Below are 18685 nucleotides of genomic sequence, written 5' to 3'. Positions count from 1 at the left end.
AACACCCAGATCATGTATCGCCCATATAAAATAATTAGCCTTAGTATTATCCCTGCCCTCATGATGTCACTTGCGGCATGCACACATCATAGCGAAGAAACGGAGAAGGACGCCCATTTTGAGGTGACCGATAGTTTACTGCATAGCCTGGTAATTGATACGGTAAAGGCAGAGAATGCCTTATCTGAAATTACACTTACAGGCAGCGTAGCTCCCGACGAGACCAAAATGGTGAAAATTTACCCCATGGTAAGTGGCGTGGCTCAGGCTGTACATGTGCAACTGGGTGATGTGGTAAAAAAGGGGCAGGTATTAACTACTATGCGTAGCGCCGAAATAGCAGGCTTTAACCGCGATTTGATCTCGGCAGGAGCCGATTTGCGTAATGCTAAACGCCAGATGGAATCAACACAAGATCTATACAAGAGCGGGTTGGCTTCAGAAAAAGATTTAGAGCAATCAAAATCTGACTATCAAAAAGCAGTTGCCGAAAACAGCCGGGCAAATTCAATACTGGCCATTAATAAAAGCAATAGTAATGGTTTGGAGGTACAGGCACCATTAAGCGGTTACATCATTGAAAAAAACGTGACTGATAACATGCAGGTACGTGCCGATAATACACAAAACCTGTTTACCATAGCCGATCTGTCATCGGTTTATGTGCTCATTAACATGTACGAGAGTGATATAGCCAGCGTACAGGTAGGCGACGAGGTGAAAATTACAACCCTCGCTTACCCTGATAAAGTATTTACCGGCAAAATTGATAAACTTTTTGATGTGCTTGACCCCGATAACAAGGTAATGCGTGCAAGGGTGCAGATCAATAACCCTGATAATATGTTAAAGCCAGGAATGTTTACCAATGTAAAGATCCAGGCAAAATCTGGTATGAACCTGCCTGCTATCAACACCAATTCTATTGTGTTTGATAATAACAAGAATTATGTGGTTGTAATTGATGGCCCGGCTAAGGTGCATATTCAGCCTATTGAAATAGCTAAAAGGGTAGAAGATGTGGCCTATATCAGCAGCGGGTTAAAACCGGGGCAACGTGTAGTGGCGTCAAGGCAAGTTTACCTGTACGAGTCGTTAAAGGACTAAAAGCCTCACCCTGCCCTCTCCAAAGGAGGGTTCTAAAAATCAAGGTGATTAACCAATAGTTGAGAATGCAAATCAAGTCCTCTCCTTTGGAGAGGATTTAGGTGAGGCTAAGATTTTATAAAAACGAACAAATGAACAAGTTCATAAAAGGAGTGCTGTCTTTTGCACTTAAAAACAAGGTATTTATCTTTTTTGTAACACTGTTGATGGCCGTTGCAGGCTACATCAGTTTCAAAACCATAGCTATTGACGCTTTTCCGGATGTAACCAATACATCGGTAACCATCATTACCCAATGGCCGGGGCGGTCTGCCGAGGAGGTTGAGAAATTTGTAACCAGGCCTATAGAGCTGGCCATGAATCCGGCAGAGAAGAAGACAAGCGTTCGCTCATCTTCATTATTTGGTTTATCGGTAGTAAAGATCACTTTTGACGACGACGTAGATTATGCCTTTGCCCGTCTGCAGATCAATAACCACTTAGATGAAGCCAATTTGCCCGATGGTATTACGCCCGAAATTGAGCCTCCTTACGGCCCAACCGGCGAGATCTATCGTTATACATTGACCAGTAATAAACGCTCGGTAAGGGAATTAAAAACTATCCAGGATTGGGTTGTAAGCAGGGAAATAAGAGCAGTGCCCGGCGTAGCCGACGTAAATAGTTTTGGTGGCGAGGTAAAAACATACCAGATCACCATAAATCCCGAGAAAGCCGTTCAATATAATATTACGCCTTTGCAGCTTTACGATGCGGTATCAAAAAGCAACGTGAACGTAGGTGGCGATGTAATTCAGCAAAGCGGCCAGGCATACGTAGTACGTGGAATTGGTTTGCTGAATAACATTAACGAGATCAAAAACATCGTAATAAACAATGTAAAAGGCACGCCTATTTATGTAAAAACAATTGCCGAAGTTACGGAATCTGCTTTACCACGTTTAGGACAGGTGGGTAGGGATGTTGACCCCGATGTGGTTGAAGGTATTGTAGTAATGCGTAAAGGCGAAAACCCAAGCGTAGTAATTGCCGGCTTAAAGGATAAGATAAAAGAGCTGAATGGTAGCATATTACCAGAGGATGTAAAGATCAATACCTTTTATGACCGCGAAAACCTGGTAGATTTCGCTACCCACACCGTGTTGCATAATATGGCCGAAGGTATTGTATTTGTCACCGTTATTGTATTGCTGTTTATGGCCGATTGGCGTACTACCGTTATTGTAGCGATCATCATCCCGCTGGCTTTATTGTTTGCCTTCCTGTGTTTGAAGTTAAAGGGCATGTCGGCCAACCTGTTGTCTATGGGTGCCATTGATTTTGGGATTATTATTGATGGGGCCGTGGTGATGGTTGAAGGGATCTTTGTGCTACTTGACCATAAGGCAAAAGAAGTTGGGATGGAAAACTTCAATAAGCTGAGCAAGCTGGGCCTAATACGTCAGGCCTGCCAGGTGAACGGTAAAGGCATCTTTTTTGCAAAGGCTATTATCATTACCGGTTTATTGCCCATATTCAGTTTTCAAAAGGTAGAGGGGAAAATGTTTTCGCCACTGGCCTGGACGCTGAGCTTCGCCCTTTTAGGAGCCTTACTGTTAACCTTCACCCTGGTACCGGCACTGTGCAGTATTTTGCTGAGGAAAAACGTTCGTGAGCGCCATAATGTGTTTGTAGAGTTTATTACCAAGCACGCCTTGAGTTTTTACAATGTGTGCTTTAAAGGCCGTAAAATAGTATTCCCGATAGCATTGATCTCGCTGGTGATCAGCTTAGGTTGCTTTACCTTATTAGGCTCCGAGTTTTTACCGGAGTTGAACGAGGGATCGATATATGTGCGGGCCACAGGGCCGCTAAGCACATCATTAGAAGAATCTGTTAAGTTATCAAACGAGATGCGGAAGATCTTCCTGAGCTTTGATGAGGTTAAACAGGTGATATCCCAAACCGGCCGACCAAATGATGGTACCGATGCTACCGGTTTTTATAATATTGAGTTTCACGTAGATATTTATCCGCAGGATCAATGGAAACGTAAAGAAACCAAGGAAGAGCTGATTGCCAGGATGCAGGATAAGCTGAAGTTTTATCCGGGTGTGGACCTTAACTTTTCGCAACCGATATCTGATAACGTAGAGGAAGCTGTATCTGGTGTAAAAGGCTCCATCGTAGTTAAAATGTTTGGCGATAACTATCCCTACATTGAAAGCCGCGAAGAACAAATTTACAAGATCCTGAAAGGGGTGAAGGGTATTGAGGATTTGGGCATATTGCGTAATATGGGGCAGCCCGAGTTACAGATCAATCTTAACCAGGATAAAATGGCCCAGTACGGTGTTACGGCGGCAGATGCCAATGCTGTAATTGAAACAGCCATTGGCGGGCGTGCAGCCACACAAATATATGAAGGCGAGAAGAAATTTGACCTGCGGATCCGTTACCCTGAAGATTTCAGGAACAATGCCCGAGCCATAGGCGATTTGCGTGTACCAACCCTAAACGGGGGCAGCGTGCCATTACGGGAGCTGGCGGATATTGGTAAAATAACCGGTATCAGCATGATCTATCGGGATAAAAATAGTCGTTACGGAGCCATCAAATTCTCGATAAGGGGGAGGGATATGGGTAGTACCATCGCCGAAGCGCAAGCCAAAGTAAACGAGCAGATCAAACTTCCTAAAGATTATAGGTTAGAATGGGCCGGTGATTTTGAAAATCAGCAACGGGCTACCCAAAGGCTATCACAAGCGGTACCTGTAAGTTTGCTCATCATCTTCTTTATCCTGTTCATCTTGTTTGGTAATTTCAGGGATTCACTACTGGTTTTAAACAACGTACCGTTTGCCATTATGGGCGGCATTCTGGCGCTGCTGATCACGGGTGTTAACTTCAATATTTCGGCGGGGATAGGTTTTATCGCTTTATTTGGAATATGTGTGCAAAACGGTGTTATCCTGATCTCGAAATTTAAAGTGAACATCAAAGACCTGCGCCACAACGTGTACGTTGACTTCCCTGATGCACTTAGGGCTGGTGTTGCCGATAGGATGCGCCCGGTTATCATGACGGCGATGATGGCAGCTATCGGTCTGCTGCCTGCCGCGTTATCGGCAGGAATAGGGTCAGAAGCATCAAAACCATTGGCAATTGTAGTGATAGGTGGCTTGATCACCAATACCATATTCAACCTTTTTGTATTCCCGATAGTGTTTTTCTGGACATATAGAAAAAAAGTAGAAAGCGGCGATACTGGTCGGTTATAGGAGAAATGCCCGGTAAATAGCTCGCAAGGCTTTTTACCGGGCATTTAATATGAATATTATTTATACATAAATATCGTAAAATCCTCCTCGCTGTAATTATCTGTTAAAATACATCTATCAGAGAGCGTTTTACAAAAGTCTAATATCTTTCCCGGTTCATACGCCGCAAGCAAGCCGTTTGGTATAATGGTATGCAGTAAGTTAAACGCCAGCCCCTTTTTAGAGCAATTGTATAATATTTTGATTGCCCGGTAAATGAAATCAGGATCGGTTTGATAGTAATTAAGCGAGCCACTTGCAAATACATAATCTGCCAATGAGAGTGGGGTATCAGTAAAATCGCCTGGCATCAGCGTCGTGTCAGGTCGATTACCATAACGTCTTTCAGCTTCATTTAGTAATTCGGGGATTTGCTCAACGCCCGTATAAACAAGATCGGGGTATTTTGGTAAAAGGAAACCTAAAAAGTCCGCATGCCCACATCCGGCATCTAATATGCTGCATTTATCCAAATCCGCGATCCCGGCTAAAACTTTAAACCGGATCAATTGACTTTCCCGGTCGCGCCAGCCTAAAGCCGCTGGCCCGGTATTACCATGAAAAGAGATCATGGAACGGTGATAATCAAAAATAGCGGCTTTATCTTCAGTACTCATAATTTACCTTTCCATCAAGTGCCGAAGGTACAATTTTGGGTTATCCAGGAACGATTTGGTGAGATAAAAATGTTCGGTATCTTCATAGCTCGTTTCCCGCACACCATCTTCATCAAACTGATAAATAGTAGCCCCTGGATAGCAAATGAGCATTGGTGAGTGGGTAGCAATCAGAAATTGTGCCCGGCCACTTTGTTCAAGCTCATGGATTACCGACATAAAAGCCAGCACCCTGGCGGGTGAAAGAGCCGCCTCGGGCTCATCGAGGATATAAATACCCGATTCAAACTGATTGTTGAACAGCGAAAGAAACGATTCTCCGTGAGATTGTTCATGTAACGACCGACCACCGTAGGCTTGAAAAATACGGGGATTGTCTATCGCCAATTCGTCAATATAAGATGCAAAATTAAAAAAGCTTTCTGCCCTCATGAAAAAGCCTTCGTTGATTCGGCGTGGTGTCCAGCCCAACTGTAAGTGCCTCGCCAATGGCGATTCATAGCCTTCAAACCGGTGCCCGGTATTCAAATTATGGTTGCGGTTACCACCGCGCAAAGCAAATCCGCATTGTTCGGCAATACCTTCTAATAATGTCGACTTCCCCGACCCGTTCTCACCAACAAAAAAGGTTACATTTTCTTTGAGGGTAAGGTGCAAACCCTTGCTAAGGCTTGGAATGTGTTGCAGGTAACTGCCATCCTGCAAAGACGGGAGGGATATGCGGGATAAAAAAGGCATGTTATTACTTATTGCTAAAAACAAACTTACAATTCTTACCCCGCTTAAAAAAATATCCTCATGAATGGTGGCTGGCGCCTGATAATTTATACAAAACTCGTAAAAACGTTACGAATATCATTCGCCAGCAAATCGGGGTTTGTTACAAATCGACAGGTGTACGGTTGCTGGCGTGCCCGAATAAAAAGGCACCTAATAAGTTTCCCTCATGCCAAAGGCAACTTCCGGTCCCCTTGCAGATGCATTATAAAAGGCTGTTGGTGTAATAGTTGTAAATTCTATAAAGTCTTTTACCATATGTTGATAGTCGTAATATCCAAAATCATAAGCAATACCGGGCCAGCCTTTTGATGGATTAAGATTTTTTGCTTTCATAACATTTTCAAAACGCGCAATCCGGGCGTATAGTTTGGGGCTTATTCCTTGCCGTTCAATAAATTGACGATAAAACTGTCGCTGACTTAAGCAAGCCTGGTTAGCAAGCCAATCCATTGAGGCACAATTTGGGTTCGCCTGCAGAAAACGACTTACTTTATCAATTGGTAATTCTTGTTTTTTTGATTTATTGATCAGTGACTGTAAAAAGCTCTCAATAATATCAATCATTTCTGTATAATATTTTGTGTAGCTAAGCCGCTCATTAACTAATTTAATTTCTTTTGAAAAAATCGCTTCCGCATCTGCAAAGGTATTGGTTAACTCATGTAACGGAATACTGGTGAGCCGAAACAAGCCCCCTGGTTGAAATACTACATTAAAGACCATAAAATCTCTACCTACATGTATATTTCTGGATATAGAATACTGCCCTTGTAACCTTGAACGTGTACTTTCGATTAGATTCCCGTCAAAATTATTTTCAATTTTTTCAGGGTCCCTGGGTAAAAATGTAAGGCAGTTTTCGGCGCGGGGCCAATAAGCCTTTATGGGTAATTCAAGCATCGAAACCGGAAATTCACAGCCTAAAATCTGGTACCGCTTTACATATTCACGCAAAGCCGGGCTCGGAGCTCGATAATCATAGATTGACATTTTTTACAACATTACTTATTTAAAAGATAATGGCGGACCCACAATTTTCATATCATGACCTTCAAAAATTCCTTTTACATCTTCTGGCGAAGCGTTCTGCTTTAAATTACCTAAAGTTCTGAAAAAATCTTCCATTTTTCCTGATGGAGTGAAAAAGAAAATGTATTTACCTTTATCACTTATCTGGGCAGGCGCATGAGGTACGTTACGGGGAATAAAAATGCTATCGCCCGCAGTTAAATGATATTGTTTATCACCCAATTGAAAAAGATGTTCACCTTCTAAAATATAAAACACCTCGTCTTGATAAAGATGTATATGAAGAGGTGGCCCCCCTTTGGCAAACCCTGTATATTCAGTTATACTTAATGTGCCGTCTGTATCTTCAGTTGACACCTTAATATCAACAGGACTATTATTAATCAGCATGGTTTTCTCCTCAAATCGATTTTTACCTTTTTTTATTACGAAGCCCTTTTTATTTGATGAGGCCCCGTTAAAGTTTTTAGCAGAAGTAACTAAAGCTGTGGCTACCATGGCTGTTGTTAAAAAATTCCTACGCTGCATATTTTTGGTTTTGTTTAAACAGAATCAACTTACTATGCAAAGGTTATTATTATTAAGATCGGTTTAGTGGTAAGGAATGGACATAGTTGGGCAGATGCTTTCATGATTTTATTTACCTGAGTTGAAAATTTCAGCCCATGACTGGTGGCGTCGACGCACCATTTAAAACAAAAAACCCGATCAAAAATTGACCGGGTTTACATGCTGTGCGGAAGAAGGGACTCGAACCCCCACGCCTCGCGGCGCCAGATCCTAAGTCTGGTGCGGCTACCAATTACGCCACTTCCGCATTAGGATTTTTACAGGTCGCAAAGATAGTGTTTAAAGATAAAATCTAAAATATAATTTTCGTTTTTTATATATCTACCTCATTTCTTTGATATTAATTTAATGTTAGGGGCTTGTGACGCTGTTAAATTGCATCAATGCCTGTTCAGTTTGAAAGTAAATTGCACCGTTTTTGCTTCAAATCCCTGTGTCGAGCGGTAAAAATCCAGTGCCTGCACGTCTTCTTCATCGGCGTCAACAAAAATTTCGCGGATATAATTTTGCTTGCCCCAGTCTTTTATCGCCTCTAACAGTTTACTGCCAATACCATTTTGTTGAAGAGCAGCTTTAACCGCTATGTCATAAATAAAAAGGTCAGTATATTCGGAATAATACATCGGGAGCTCGTACGCGGTAAGACCGCCGATGACTTCGCCTTTGTAAATAGCAGCAATGCATACAAACTCGTGTCGGCGCAGCAATGTTTTTAAATAGGATGGCTTGGCGGCAATCATATCGTTATGATCAAAAACATCCTTAAAAATTCCGATCAGCTGCTCGGCAATCATCACATCGTCAGACGCGAGCCGCCTGATCAAAAGCTCATCCTTATCTATCATAAAATGGTTATTAATTGGTATTTAAATTTAAGCAATTAAATGTTCGATTTTTTAATCCACCGAACAATTTTGCCCGCGGCTTGTACTACTATCAATACCAAAACATATTTAGCTATGCCTCACACAGTAAGTCACAATATTATAAAAGACAACGGATCAACCAGTAACATCATCATTGAACCTATTCAAACCCTTTCGGGCAATCCCAATCCCGATTTTACCGGGGTTTATATCCTGTATAAAGACAATGGCAAAGGAGAGACTCATTTGCTTGATCTGCAACCCATAGCGCCTGAAATTGGCGACAGCAACCCCATCATGACCGACGAAGCGAACCCTGAATTTTTAGGTCGCCTGACTTTTAACCAGGCAGACGCTAAATGGGAGTACACCGGCGGACAGCTATCGGCAAAAGAACGCGACCAGGTGGTAGAGTTCGTACAAAATGCTAAATGACCTATATTTGCGGCTCATTTAATAACGTAACGTATTGTACTCCCGCGATCAGGCATCACAAATTAAACAGGCTTTCTGGACGGCTTTTGGTCAGTATATCGCACCACAATCATCGGCCGATGGTTTACGGATAAACTGGATCAATTATAAAACCGGCATTAAGCACCTTTATTTTAAAATGCAGGCTGATAAAAAGTCGGCTTTTATTGCTATCGAAATAACCCATCCCGATCCGGGGATCCAGGAACTGGTGTTTGAGCAGTTTAAAGAACTAAAGGCGGTACTAACTGCCAGCGTGGGAGAGGAATGGGACTGGGAGCTTCACCATGTAGATGAAAATGGCAAAACCATCAGTCGCATCATCAAAACACTCCCCAACGTAAGTGTTTTTAACCAAACCGACTGGCCCGCCCTCATCTCGTTCTTCAAACCCCGCATCATCGCCCTTGATGATTTTTGGAGTGTAGGGCAATATAGTTTTGAGGTGTTTAAATAGGGTAGATGTGCAAAATTCAAATGTGCAGATTTCAGATGAATGGAATTAATAAAAGCATAGATGAACTTCAACCTTGTGTTAATACATCTGAAATTTATAATCTGCACATCTGAAATCTGCATATTTGCACATCTATAATCTGCACATCTGAAAACATGAAAACATTGGGCCTTATCGGTGGCATTAGCTGGGTATCAACCGCCGAATATTATAAACTGATCAACGAAGGCATTAACGAGCAGCTTGGTGGCTTAAACTTTGCCCGGTGTATCATCCATTCCTTTAATTACGTCGATATCAAACGGAATAATGATGCCAATGATTGGGAATCTACCTTAAACATGTTAAGCGGCGCTGCTTTACACCTGCAAAACAGCGGTGCCCAGGCTATTTTGCTTTGCGCCAATACCATGCACATGATAGCCGACGAACTGCAGGCAAAGTTGAACATCCCACTGATTCACATCGCCACGGTTACCGCTAATGAGATTTCCAAACAAGGACTTAAAAAGGTTGGTCTGTTGGGCACCCGCTTCACTATGGAGCAGCTGTTTTTTACTGCAAAGTTGAAAGAGCAGGACATTGAGGCTACTATTCCAGCTGATGATGACGACCGGGAGTTTATCCACCAAACGGTGTTCAATGAACTTGGTAAAGGGCTTTTAAAACCCGAAACGAGGGAGCGATACCTAAATATCATCGATAAACTTGTTGCGGCCGGTGCCGAAGGTATTATTTTAGGCTGTACCGAAATTCCTTTACTCATCAAAAGCTCAGATACTGCCATTCCGTTGTTTGACACCACACTCATTCATTCCAGGGCAGCCATTGACTTTGCTATAGGGGAAATCTGATTTGGGTTATGTAGATTTATTAGAATTGAAATTCATTATTAATCCTAATAATCCCTTAATCCCATAAATCGTGGTCCAGACTAATTAATCTGCACATCTGGAATTTAAAATCTGCACATTTGAAATCTGCACATTCGCCTCTTCTACAAATCGTATCAATTAATCGTCTATTTGACGCTTTTTTATAAAACGGTTAATTTATTCGAAAGAAAAGCAAATATTTACGGCCAAATATTATCTCATCTATCTAAATTATAATACTAATAAAACACATGAAGAGGTTTCCATTAACCGTATGTATCGCAATGCTTGGATTTTTTGCCCGGGCACAGGATACTAAAGCGCCGGCTTATCCGCTTATTACGCACAATCCTTATTTCAGCATCTGGTCGTTTACCGACGATTTAAACGCATCGACAACCCACCATTGGACAGGTAAAGACCAGTCGTTATTGGGATTAATTAAGGTTGATGGCGAAGTTTATCGCTTCATGGGTAAAGAGCCCGTACATTATAAAACATTGGTGCCCGGCGGCGATGAAAAACCATATGAAGTAAAATACACCGAAACCCAACCATCGCAAAACTGGGCCGATGAAAAATTTGACGCCTCTACATGGAAAACCGGCACTGCGCCATTTAGCGACGACCCCAAACAAGGTAAAACCGTATGGACAAGCCGCGACATCTGGGTTCGCCGTGTGTTTAACTTTCACAAAACAGATATTAATAAACTGTTCCTGAAACTTCATCACGATGATGAAGCAGAAGTGTTTCTTAACGGCGAAAAAATAAACACCAGCAGCGGCGCCAACGGCGATCTGCAGATGATGACTTTAAATGACGATGTTGCCGGCAAATTAAAAGAAGGCGAAAACGTATTGGCCCTGCATTGCACCAATACAGGCGGTGGCGCAGCACTTGATGCCGGTTTTGCCGACGAGTTGAAACCTACCGAGCATGCCGAAGTATTGGTTGCCAAACAAACGGCGGTTGATGTTACCGCTACGCAAACCCTTTACAAATTCAAATGCGGCAAGGTAGATCTGATGGTGACATTTACCTCGCCATTATTGATGAAGAACCTTGACCTGATGGCAAGGCCCGTATCATACATTACCTACAGTGTAAAATCAAACAATGGCCAGGCACATAATGTGCAGGTATATTTTGGCGCTTCGGCAGATGTTGCCCGTAATAAACCAACGCAGCCTGTAACTACGCAAAAATATGCCACCAGCACCTTGTCTATATTAAAGGCCGGTACTGTTGAGCAACCCATCCTGCAAAAACGCGGTGACGATTTAAGGATCGACTGGGGTTACATGTATGTAGCTGCGCCAAAATCGGCAACTGCTGCCCAATATATCAGCTCCGCCGATGAAGCAGTTACCTCATTCTTTAAAAACGACAGCAAATCAACCGTTAAAGAAGGTACAGATGTTGTCTTAAACACTGTAATTCCTTTTGGTAAAGTTGGCAAAACAGCCGTTGAGCATTTTGTAGAATTGGGTTATGATGATATTACCCCGGTACAATACTTCCATGTTAACCTGCAGCCTTGGTGGAAAAACGCGCAGATCAAAACCTTCGATCAATTATTAGCTAAGGCAACTACCGATTATGCATCGATTATGAAAAGCTGCGCTGCCTTTAACGCGTTCATGTACCAGGATGCGCTAAAAGCAGGTGGTGAAAAATATGCCAAGCTATGCGTGCTGGCGTATCGCCAGGCTATCGCAGCTCATATTTTGGTGAAAAGCCCACAGGGCGAAGTGCTTTTCCTATCTAAAGAAAACTTTAGCAATGGATCTATCAACACCGTAGATGTTACTTATCCATCGGCCCCGTTGTTCCTGATCTACAATCCAAAACTGATGGAAGGTATGCTTAATGGTATCTTTTACTTTAGTGAAACCGGCAAATTCGCGCATGATTTTGCCGCGCACGATTTGGGTACCTATCCTTTAGCCAACGGACAAACCTATGGCGAGGGTATGCCTGTCGAAGAATCGGGTAATATGCTGGCACTTACGGCTGCTATTGTCAGGGCAAACGGTAACAATCCGGCCTACGCCAAAAAACACTGGACAACATTAACCGCCTGGACTAACTACCTGGCACGTGAAGGCGGCGACCCGGCTAATCAACTATGTACTGATGACTTTGCCGGTCACCTGGCGCGTAACTCAAACTTATCTGCCAAAGCTATTGTAGGCGTTGGTTGCTACGCGCACCTTGCCGAGTTGATGGGCGATAAAGCCACCGCTGCAAAATACAAGGCTATTGCCAAAGAAATGGTTACCAAATGGATGAAACTGGCAGATGCTGGTGATCACTACTCGCTGGTATTTGAAAAACCAGAAACCTGGAGCCAGAAATACAACATTGTTTGGGATAAAATACTGGGCTTAAACCTGTTCCCGCAGTCGGTTTATGATCGCGAGGTTAAATTTTACCTGGGCAAACAAAATGAGTTTGGTATACCATTAGATAGCCGTAAAACCTATACAAAAAGCGATTGGATCATGTGGACAGCTACCTTAGCAAAAGATAAATCGGATTTTGAAGCGCTTGTAGCACCGGTTTACAAATATGCCATGGAAACCCCAACCCGTGTACCGCTTAGCGACTGGCACGAAACTACCGATGGCAAACAAGTAGGTTTCCAGGCCCGCAGTGTAGTAGGGGGGTACTTCATTAAAGAGTTACAGGAAAAATGGAAACCATCTTTGAAATAGAATCAAGAGATTAGAGTCAAGAATTAAGACACTTTTTTAAACTCCGTAACGTAACCGTCACGGGGTTTTGCTTTATATATTCAAAAAATCATACTAAAGAGGCTATTTTGTTGAAATTTGCACCGCTCATGACAATTAAATGATTTCAATTTTACAAATAGATGGTACTATAGGTCATTAAACAGTTATATATTTGCTTAACGCTGTTAAATGATTTATCGCGTAAATAAAATGGCAAGTAAAGAACGTATTCAACGCTTAAAAGACGAAACCAGGATCAATATCCTGGACGCCGCGCTTCAGATTGTAAAAGAGGAGGGATGGCAAGCTTTAAGTATGCGTAAAATTGCCGATGTGATAGAATACACAGCGCCCATTATATATGAGTATTACGCTAATAAGGAAGCCATTTTATTAGAGCTTGCCCGGAAGGGCTATCTTTTGTTGGCGAAAGATCTTAGAGCGGCCCACGAAGAACATGCCTTGCCAGAAAAACAACTGGAAGCTATGTGGCTGGCTTACTGGAACTTTGCTTTTGCCAATAAAGAACTTTACCAGATCATGTTTGGCGTTACTACCAATTGTTGTTGCGAAGAGATCAATAAGCTGGAAGAATCTGTAATGCCCTGGGATTTATTTACCGATGTGATTGGCAAGGTAATGCATATTGAAGACCCCGATTCTGATTTGATCTGTACCAAGTATTATACTTTTTGGTCGGTTGTACATGGGTTGGTATCTATCAACCTATTAAGCAGGGGCTCATCAGACGAAATTAATCGCCAGGTTTTAACAGATGCTATCGTAGGCATCATCAGATCCATCAAACCGGATTAATTTTTTGTCTTAAAATAAAACAGTGTTAAATTATTTAACACTGTTAAGTAATAAAAATAACGTTAATATAACATCACCATGGATTTAGAATTCTACATAGCTTTAATTAACAGTGTTAAATTATCTAACACCACAAAATTAAAAGCTGCACCTAACCAGCGTTAGCGTAACTAACGCGCTTTCTTCGTCGCTGGTCAGCGATATATGGCTGACAAGCAATTGACTATTTTAAGTGAAAAACTGATAGTCAATAATATAAAACACAAGCATTTTAATTGATTATCCACATTCCACAATGAAAACAATCAACTCTATATATAACAAGCCGCAAGGCACACAAATCAAAAACTCTACCCATCACCTTTTAAAATTAAGCATCATGAAAATTATCCCATTAGCGCTATTAGCACTCACATTATACGGATGTTCGCCCAAGCCGCAAACGCAACAGGCGCCACCTCCACCATCACTCCCGGTTGCGGCTATTGCATCCGGCACACAAACTACTTACCAGGAATATCCTGCATCAATTGAAGGCACTGTTAACGTAGAAGTAAGGCCACAGGTAAGCGGCACATTAGATAAAGTATTTGTTGACGAAGGTGCTTTTGTAAGCGCTGGTGAACCAATCTTTAAAATTAACGAACAACCTTACCGCGCGGCATTAAACAACAGCCTTGCAAGCTTACATGCGGCCGAAGCTGCTGCAGGTAATGCGCAACTGGAAGTTGATAAGCTTACACCACTTGTAGAAAACAAAGTAGTATCTGATTACCAGTTAAAAACTGCAAAGGCTGCTTACCAGGTTGCTAAGGCCAATATCGAATCGGCTAAAGCAAACGTGGCTACCGCGCAAATCAATGTTGGTTATACCTTAATTAAAGCTCCTGTTAGCGGTTATATTGGTCGCTTATTGAAAAAACAGGGTAGTTTGGTTACGCCACAAGATGTGGAAGCATTAACCCAGTTATCTGATGTACATGATGTACACGTTTATTTCTCCTTAGGCGAAAAAGACTTTATCAGCTTTAAAGAACAATATCCGGGCGAAACTTTGAAAGACAAACTTAAAAGATTGCCTTCAGTATCGTTATTACTGGCCGATGGCAGCGAATACGCCAAACAAGGTAAAATTGATGTAATTGACGGTCAGTTTGATAAAAACACAGGCGCTATCACTATCAGGGCAAATTTTGCTAACCCACAAGGTTTATTACGTGCAGGCAACACCGGTAAGATTCGCTTAAGCCTGCAACATACCGATGCCTTGATCGTACCAGAATCGGCCACTGTTGAGATGCAGGATAAAGTATTTGTTTTCGCTGTTGCTGATAGCAATAAAGTGAAAAAGGTACCTATCAACATCATTGGTAAAAGCGGTGAAAACTACCTGGTTAAAGACGGCCTTAAAGTTGGCGATCAGATTGTGTTAAGCGGTATGGATCACCTAATGGAAGGTATGGTAATAGCACCTCAAAAAACTACTGATAAAGTTGCCGCTGTAGTAAAGTAAGAGTCAAGAGTTAAGAATCAAGAGTTAAGAAAGCTGCAAAAATATCGTGGTATTTTAATTTCTCTTTTGGCTTGTGACTCTGTAAGAAACAAAATTAAGATACAAACGGGCTAGGACTGGAAGATAGGAGATAGACAAGTTTTTGTCTTGATTCTTGACTCTTGATTCTTGACTCCAATATCAAATTATAAAAGATAAAACCATGTTTCAGAAATTCATAGAAAGACCGGTGCTCTCAACTGTTATCTCCATATTATTGGTGATAGTGGGTGTACTTGGTTTAACCAAACTGCCCTTAGAGCGGTTCCCTAATATTGCCCCTCCGGCAGTGTTGGTATCTGCCGTTTATCCGGGCGCTAATGCCGAGACCATTTTACGTTCCGTAACGCCTTCGTTAGAAGAAGCGATTAACGGTGTGGAAAATATGACCTACATGACCTCTACAGCCAGTAATGACGGTACATTGGGTATCACTGTTTATTTTAAACAAGGTACAGATCCGGATCAGGCCGCTGTAAACGTACAAAACCGTGTATCACAGGCTACAAGCCAGCTGCCTGCCGAGGTTGTACAATATGGTATAACAACTACCAAGCAGCAAAATAGCTTTATTGGCGCAATGGCCATCTACTCAGAAGATCCTAAAAAATATGATCAAACCTTTGTGGCCAACTATGCGCAGATCAACATTGTACCCGAAATGAAACGTATCCAGGGTGTAGGATCTGCCAGTATTTTTGGTGGCGTTAAGGATTATTCGATGCGCGTTTGGCTTAATCCGGGTCAAATGGCAACTTACAAAGTTACACCCGCCGAAGTGATGGCCGCTATACAGGACAAAAACCTGGAAGCCGCGCCTGGTAAATTTGGCGAGCGTAGCAACGAGGCTTTTGAATATGTAATTAAATATAAAGGTAAACTTACCAAGCCAGAGGAATATCAGAATATCGCTATCCGTGCAAATGCTGATGGCTCCGTATTGCATTTAAAAGATGTTGCCCGTGTTGAATTAGGTGCTTATTCATATAACAGTGTAAGTAACCTGAACGGACATGATGGTATCATTATCGGTATTATACAGCTGTCGGGCTCAAATGCCAATGAAATTCAGATCAACATTGATAAGTTGATGGAAAAATTATCAAAAGATTTTCCAGCCGGCATTAAATACAATCAGTTCTATCGTACCAAAACCGACCTTGATGAGTCAATTAACCAGGTCGAGCATACTTTGGTAGAGGCATTTATATTGGTATTTATCGTAGTATTTATATTCCTGCAGGATTTCAGGTCTACATTGATCCCTGCCATTGCGGTTCCGGTAGCCATTATTGGTACCTTCTTCTTTATGAACCTGTTTGGCTTCTCTGTTAACCTTTTGACATTGTTTGCACTGGTGCTGGCCATTGGTATTGTGGTGGATGACGCCATTGTGGTAGTGGAGGCGGTGCACGCCAAAATGGAGAATGATCCAAGTTTGACCCCTAAGGAGGCCACTACTGAGGCGATGCACGAAATTACAGGTGCTATCATATCTATCACCCTGGTTATGGCGGCTGTGTTTTTACCGGTTAGCTTTATGACGGGTTCAACAGGTATATTTTACCGCCAGTTTGCCTTAACCATGGCTATAGCCATTATTATATCGGCTGTAAACGCTTTAACTTTAAGTCCGGCTTTAGCTGCTTTGTTCTTAAAGAACAAACACAGCGTGGATGGTCACGATGCTCCTAAAAAAGGATTTGTAGACAAGTTTTACGCCGGCTTTAATGGTAGTTTTAATTATATGACCGACAGGTATATTGGCGGCTTAAAAATCCTGATCCGTAATAAATGGATCAGTATGATTGGCCTTGCCCTTATAGTTGCTGCTACGGTTTTCATGGTAAATAAAACCAAAACAGGCTTTATACCAACCGAGGATCAGGGTTTCGTGGCAATCGCCGTTAATACGCCATCTGGTACATCATTAAGCGGTACTAACAAAACGTTTAAACTGGCCGACGATGCGCTGAAAACTTTACCATCAGCAAGGTTTGTTACGGCACTGTCTGGTTTTAACTTTTTAACACAATCCAGCAGTCCATCAGCAGGTGTAATCTTCCTATTGTTGAAACCTAATGAAGAAAGGGGCGCGGTTAAGAATATTGATGATATACAAAACATAGTAAGAGGTAAATTAGGTGCTATACCTGGTGGTACTTTCTTCGTGTTCAGCTTCCCAACCGTTCCTGGCTTTAGTAACGTAGAGGCGCTTGACGTAGTGTTACAGGATAAAACCAACGGCAGGTTGGATAAATTTAGCGGTGTTGCCAATAACTTCATCGGAAAGCTGATGCAAAAACCAGCTATCGCCTTTGCCTTTACATCATATAAAGCAGATTATCCTCAATTACAATTAGAAGTTGACGATGAAAAAGCGAATCAGTTGGGTGTAAATGTTAAAGACATTCTATCAACCATGCAGGCTTACTTTGGTACCGCCCAGGCATCAGATTTTAACCGCTTTGGTAAATATTACCGCGTGATTGTTCAGGCAGATATTGCCGATAGGACAGATGCATCAGCGATTGACCGTGTGTTTGTTAAAAACAAAGCGGGCGAAAACGTACCTATCAATACCCTGGTTAAGTTAACCCGTGTGTATGGTTCAGAAACAGCCTCGCGTTATAACCTGTTTAACTCTATTGAAGTAAATGCTATTCCTAAACCGGGTTACAGCTCTGGTGATGCTATTAAGGCCATCCAGGAAACAGCCAAAGAACAATTGCCATCTGGTTTTGCCTATGAGTTCTCGGGCCAAACCCGTGAGGAAATTTCTTCCGGCGGTCAGTCAGCGGTGATCTTTATGCTTTGTTTGATATTTGTATATTTCTTATTATCAGCACAGTATGAAAGTTACATATTGCCATTGGCTGTAATACTTTCAATACCTACAGGTTTATTCGGGGTGTTCATTGTATTAGGTCTAACCGGTATCGAAAACAACATTTATGTACAGGTGGCCTTGATCATGCTCATCGGTCTGTTGGCTAAAAACGCCATTCTGATTGTGGAGTTCGCGGTACAGCGCCGGAAGGCGGGGCACGGCCTGGTTCAGTCGGCTATTGAAGCAGCACGGCTCAGGATCCGTCCAATCATCATGACTTCGCTGGCCTTTGTATTCGGTTTGTTCCCGATGAGTATCGCAACAGGCCCATCGGCACAAGGTAACCACTCTATAAGTATTGGTGCCGCAGGCGGGATGGTTTCAGGTGTGATCTTAGGATTGTTCATCATCCCGGTACTGTTTGTAATATTCCAGGCATTGCAGGAAAAGGTTACTGGTGTACCGGTAGCAATATCAGGCGGAAACGGATCTGGTAAATCCATCAACGGCCACAACGTTGAATCAGAGGAGTTAGAACTGCAAGGAAATTAATTAATCAGAGTCAAGGGTTAAGAATCAGGAATCAAGACAAAAATAAAACGACCGTAATAGGCCTACAAAGTTTCTGTCTTGATACTTGATACTAACTACTTGATACTAAAAAAATAAACA

The 18685-nt window shown here is 42.2% G+C and carries 14 protein-coding genes and 1 tRNA gene; 9 read left to right on the top strand and 6 right to left on the bottom strand.

Going from position 1 to position 18685, the window contains the following annotated elements; genetic code table 11:
• The first annotated feature begins 12 nt into the window (after positions 1-12).
• Together FHS10_RS16670 and FHS10_RS16665 are read left to right on the top strand one after the other, a co-directional pair.
• Positions 13-1107, top strand: coding sequence for an efflux RND transporter periplasmic adaptor subunit (locus tag FHS10_RS16670; RefSeq protein WP_259092594.1), 1095 nt, complete (start codon positions 13-15; stop codon positions 1105-1107).
• A 131-nt stretch (positions 1108-1238) separates the two neighbouring features.
• On the top strand, positions 1239-4367 hold the full coding sequence (locus FHS10_RS16665; protein ID WP_259092590.1) for an efflux RND transporter permease subunit: 3129 nt from the start codon (positions 1239-1241) through the stop codon (positions 4365-4367).
• A gap of 56 nt (positions 4368-4423) precedes the next feature.
• Here FHS10_RS16665 and FHS10_RS16660 read toward each other — a convergent pair whose 3' ends face one another.
• The 6 genes from FHS10_RS16660 to FHS10_RS16635 form a co-directional block, all read right to left on the bottom strand.
• Positions 4424-5023: a class I SAM-dependent methyltransferase gene (locus FHS10_RS16660; RefSeq protein ID WP_259092587.1), complete on the bottom strand. Its 600-nt coding sequence runs from the start codon at positions 5021-5023 to the stop codon at positions 4424-4426.
• A 3-nt stretch (positions 5024-5026) separates the two neighbouring features.
• Positions 5027-5761 carry an AAA family ATPase gene (locus FHS10_RS16655; RefSeq protein ID WP_259092585.1) on the bottom strand — a complete coding sequence of 245 codons (735 nt, stop codon included), beginning with the start codon at positions 5759-5761 and terminating at the stop codon, positions 5027-5029.
• Positions 5762-5953: 192 nt separating this feature from the next.
• Positions 5954-6793 carry a helix-turn-helix domain-containing protein gene (locus tag FHS10_RS16650; protein ID WP_259092582.1) on the bottom strand — a complete coding sequence of 280 codons (840 nt, stop codon included), beginning with the start codon at positions 6791-6793 and terminating at the stop codon, positions 5954-5956.
• 15 nt (positions 6794-6808) lie between these two features.
• The gene (locus tag FHS10_RS16645) at positions 6809-7330 is read right to left on the bottom strand and encodes a cupin domain-containing protein (protein WP_259092579.1); all 522 of its coding nucleotides are present in this window, start codon (positions 7328-7330) and stop codon (positions 6809-6811) included.
• Between the two features lie 237 nt (positions 7331-7567).
• Positions 7568-7649: transfer RNA gene (locus FHS10_RS16640), tRNA-Leu, on the bottom strand.
• Positions 7650-7782: 133 nt separating this feature from the next.
• A complete protein-coding gene (locus tag FHS10_RS16635) occupies positions 7783-8247 on the bottom strand; it encodes a GNAT family N-acetyltransferase (protein ID WP_259092577.1) in 465 nt (154 codons plus the stop codon).
• A gap of 114 nt (positions 8248-8361) precedes the next feature.
• Between FHS10_RS16635 and FHS10_RS16630 the strand changes: the two genes are divergently transcribed.
• The 7 genes from FHS10_RS16630 to FHS10_RS16600 all read left to right on the top strand — a co-directional run bounded on the left by FHS10_RS16630 (position 8362) and on the right by FHS10_RS16600 (position 18565).
• The gene (locus FHS10_RS16630) at positions 8362-8703 is read left to right on the top strand and encodes a hypothetical protein (protein WP_259092574.1); all 342 of its coding nucleotides are present in this window, start codon (positions 8362-8364) and stop codon (positions 8701-8703) included.
• A 34-nt stretch (positions 8704-8737) separates the two neighbouring features.
• Positions 8738-9199: a DUF4268 domain-containing protein gene (locus FHS10_RS16625; protein ID WP_259092571.1), complete on the top strand. Its 462-nt coding sequence runs from the start codon at positions 8738-8740 to the stop codon at positions 9197-9199.
• Positions 9200-9354: 155 nt separating this feature from the next.
• Positions 9355-10053, top strand: coding sequence for an aspartate/glutamate racemase family protein (locus FHS10_RS16620; RefSeq protein WP_259092569.1), 699 nt, complete (start codon positions 9355-9357; stop codon positions 10051-10053).
• A gap of 272 nt (positions 10054-10325) precedes the next feature.
• Entirely contained in the window at positions 10326-12794 is a 2469-nt protein-coding gene (locus FHS10_RS16615; RefSeq protein ID WP_259092565.1) for a glutaminase family protein, read from the top strand.
• A gap of 231 nt (positions 12795-13025) precedes the next feature.
• Positions 13026-13631, top strand: coding sequence for a TetR/AcrR family transcriptional regulator (locus FHS10_RS16610; protein WP_259092564.1), 606 nt, complete (start codon positions 13026-13028; stop codon positions 13629-13631).
• A 295-nt stretch (positions 13632-13926) separates the two neighbouring features.
• Positions 13927-15144, top strand: a complete 1218-nt coding sequence (locus tag FHS10_RS16605; protein WP_310504188.1) for an efflux RND transporter periplasmic adaptor subunit — start codon at positions 13927-13929, stop codon at positions 15142-15144.
• A gap of 202 nt (positions 15145-15346) precedes the next feature.
• The gene (locus FHS10_RS16600; protein WP_259092560.1) at positions 15347-18565 is read left to right on the top strand and encodes an efflux RND transporter permease subunit; all 3219 of its coding nucleotides are present in this window, start codon (positions 15347-15349) and stop codon (positions 18563-18565) included.
• Positions 18566-18685 lie beyond the last annotated feature (120 nt).

The sequence above is a fragment of the Mucilaginibacter dorajii genome (assembly GCF_024808255.1).
GTDB lineage: Bacteria > Bacteroidota > Bacteroidia > Sphingobacteriales > Sphingobacteriaceae > Mucilaginibacter > Mucilaginibacter dorajii.
This window is presented reverse-complemented; position numbering and strand designations above follow the sequence as displayed.

Excerpts from the sequence above, each read along its gene's own strand:
- FHS10_RS16670 (WP_259092594.1), top strand. The coding sequence starts at position 13 with ATGTATCGCCCATATAAAATAATTAGCCTTAGTATTATCCCTGCCCTC.
- FHS10_RS16665 (WP_259092590.1), top strand. The coding sequence starts at position 1,239 with ATGAACAAGTTCATAAAAGGAGTGCTGTCTTTTGCACTTAAAAACAAG.
- FHS10_RS16660 (WP_259092587.1), bottom strand. The coding sequence starts at position 5,023 with ATGAGTACTGAAGATAAAGCCGCTATTTTTGATTATCACCGTTCCATG.
- FHS10_RS16655 (WP_259092585.1), bottom strand. The coding sequence starts at position 5,761 with ATGCCTTTTTTATCCCGCATATCCCTCCCGTCTTTGCAGGATGGCAGT.
- FHS10_RS16650 (WP_259092582.1), bottom strand. The coding sequence starts at position 6,793 with ATGTCAATCTATGATTATCGAGCTCCGAGCCCGGCTTTGCGTGAATAT.
- FHS10_RS16645 (WP_259092579.1), bottom strand. The coding sequence starts at position 7,330 with ATGGTAGCCACAGCTTTAGTTACTTCTGCTAAAAACTTTAACGGGGCC.
- FHS10_RS16635 (WP_259092577.1), bottom strand. The coding sequence starts at position 8,247 with ATGATAGATAAGGATGAGCTTTTGATCAGGCGGCTCGCGTCTGACGAT.
- FHS10_RS16630 (WP_259092574.1), top strand. The coding sequence starts at position 8,362 with ATGCCTCACACAGTAAGTCACAATATTATAAAAGACAACGGATCAACC.
- FHS10_RS16620 (WP_259092569.1), top strand. The coding sequence starts at position 9,355 with ATGAAAACATTGGGCCTTATCGGTGGCATTAGCTGGGTATCAACCGCC.
- FHS10_RS16615 (WP_259092565.1), top strand. The coding sequence starts at position 10,326 with ATGAAGAGGTTTCCATTAACCGTATGTATCGCAATGCTTGGATTTTTT.
- FHS10_RS16610 (WP_259092564.1), top strand. The coding sequence starts at position 13,026 with ATGGCAAGTAAAGAACGTATTCAACGCTTAAAAGACGAAACCAGGATC.
- FHS10_RS16605 (WP_310504188.1), top strand. The coding sequence starts at position 13,927 with ATGAAAACAATCAACTCTATATATAACAAGCCGCAAGGCACACAAATC.
- FHS10_RS16600 (WP_259092560.1), top strand. The coding sequence starts at position 15,347 with ATGTTTCAGAAATTCATAGAAAGACCGGTGCTCTCAACTGTTATCTCC.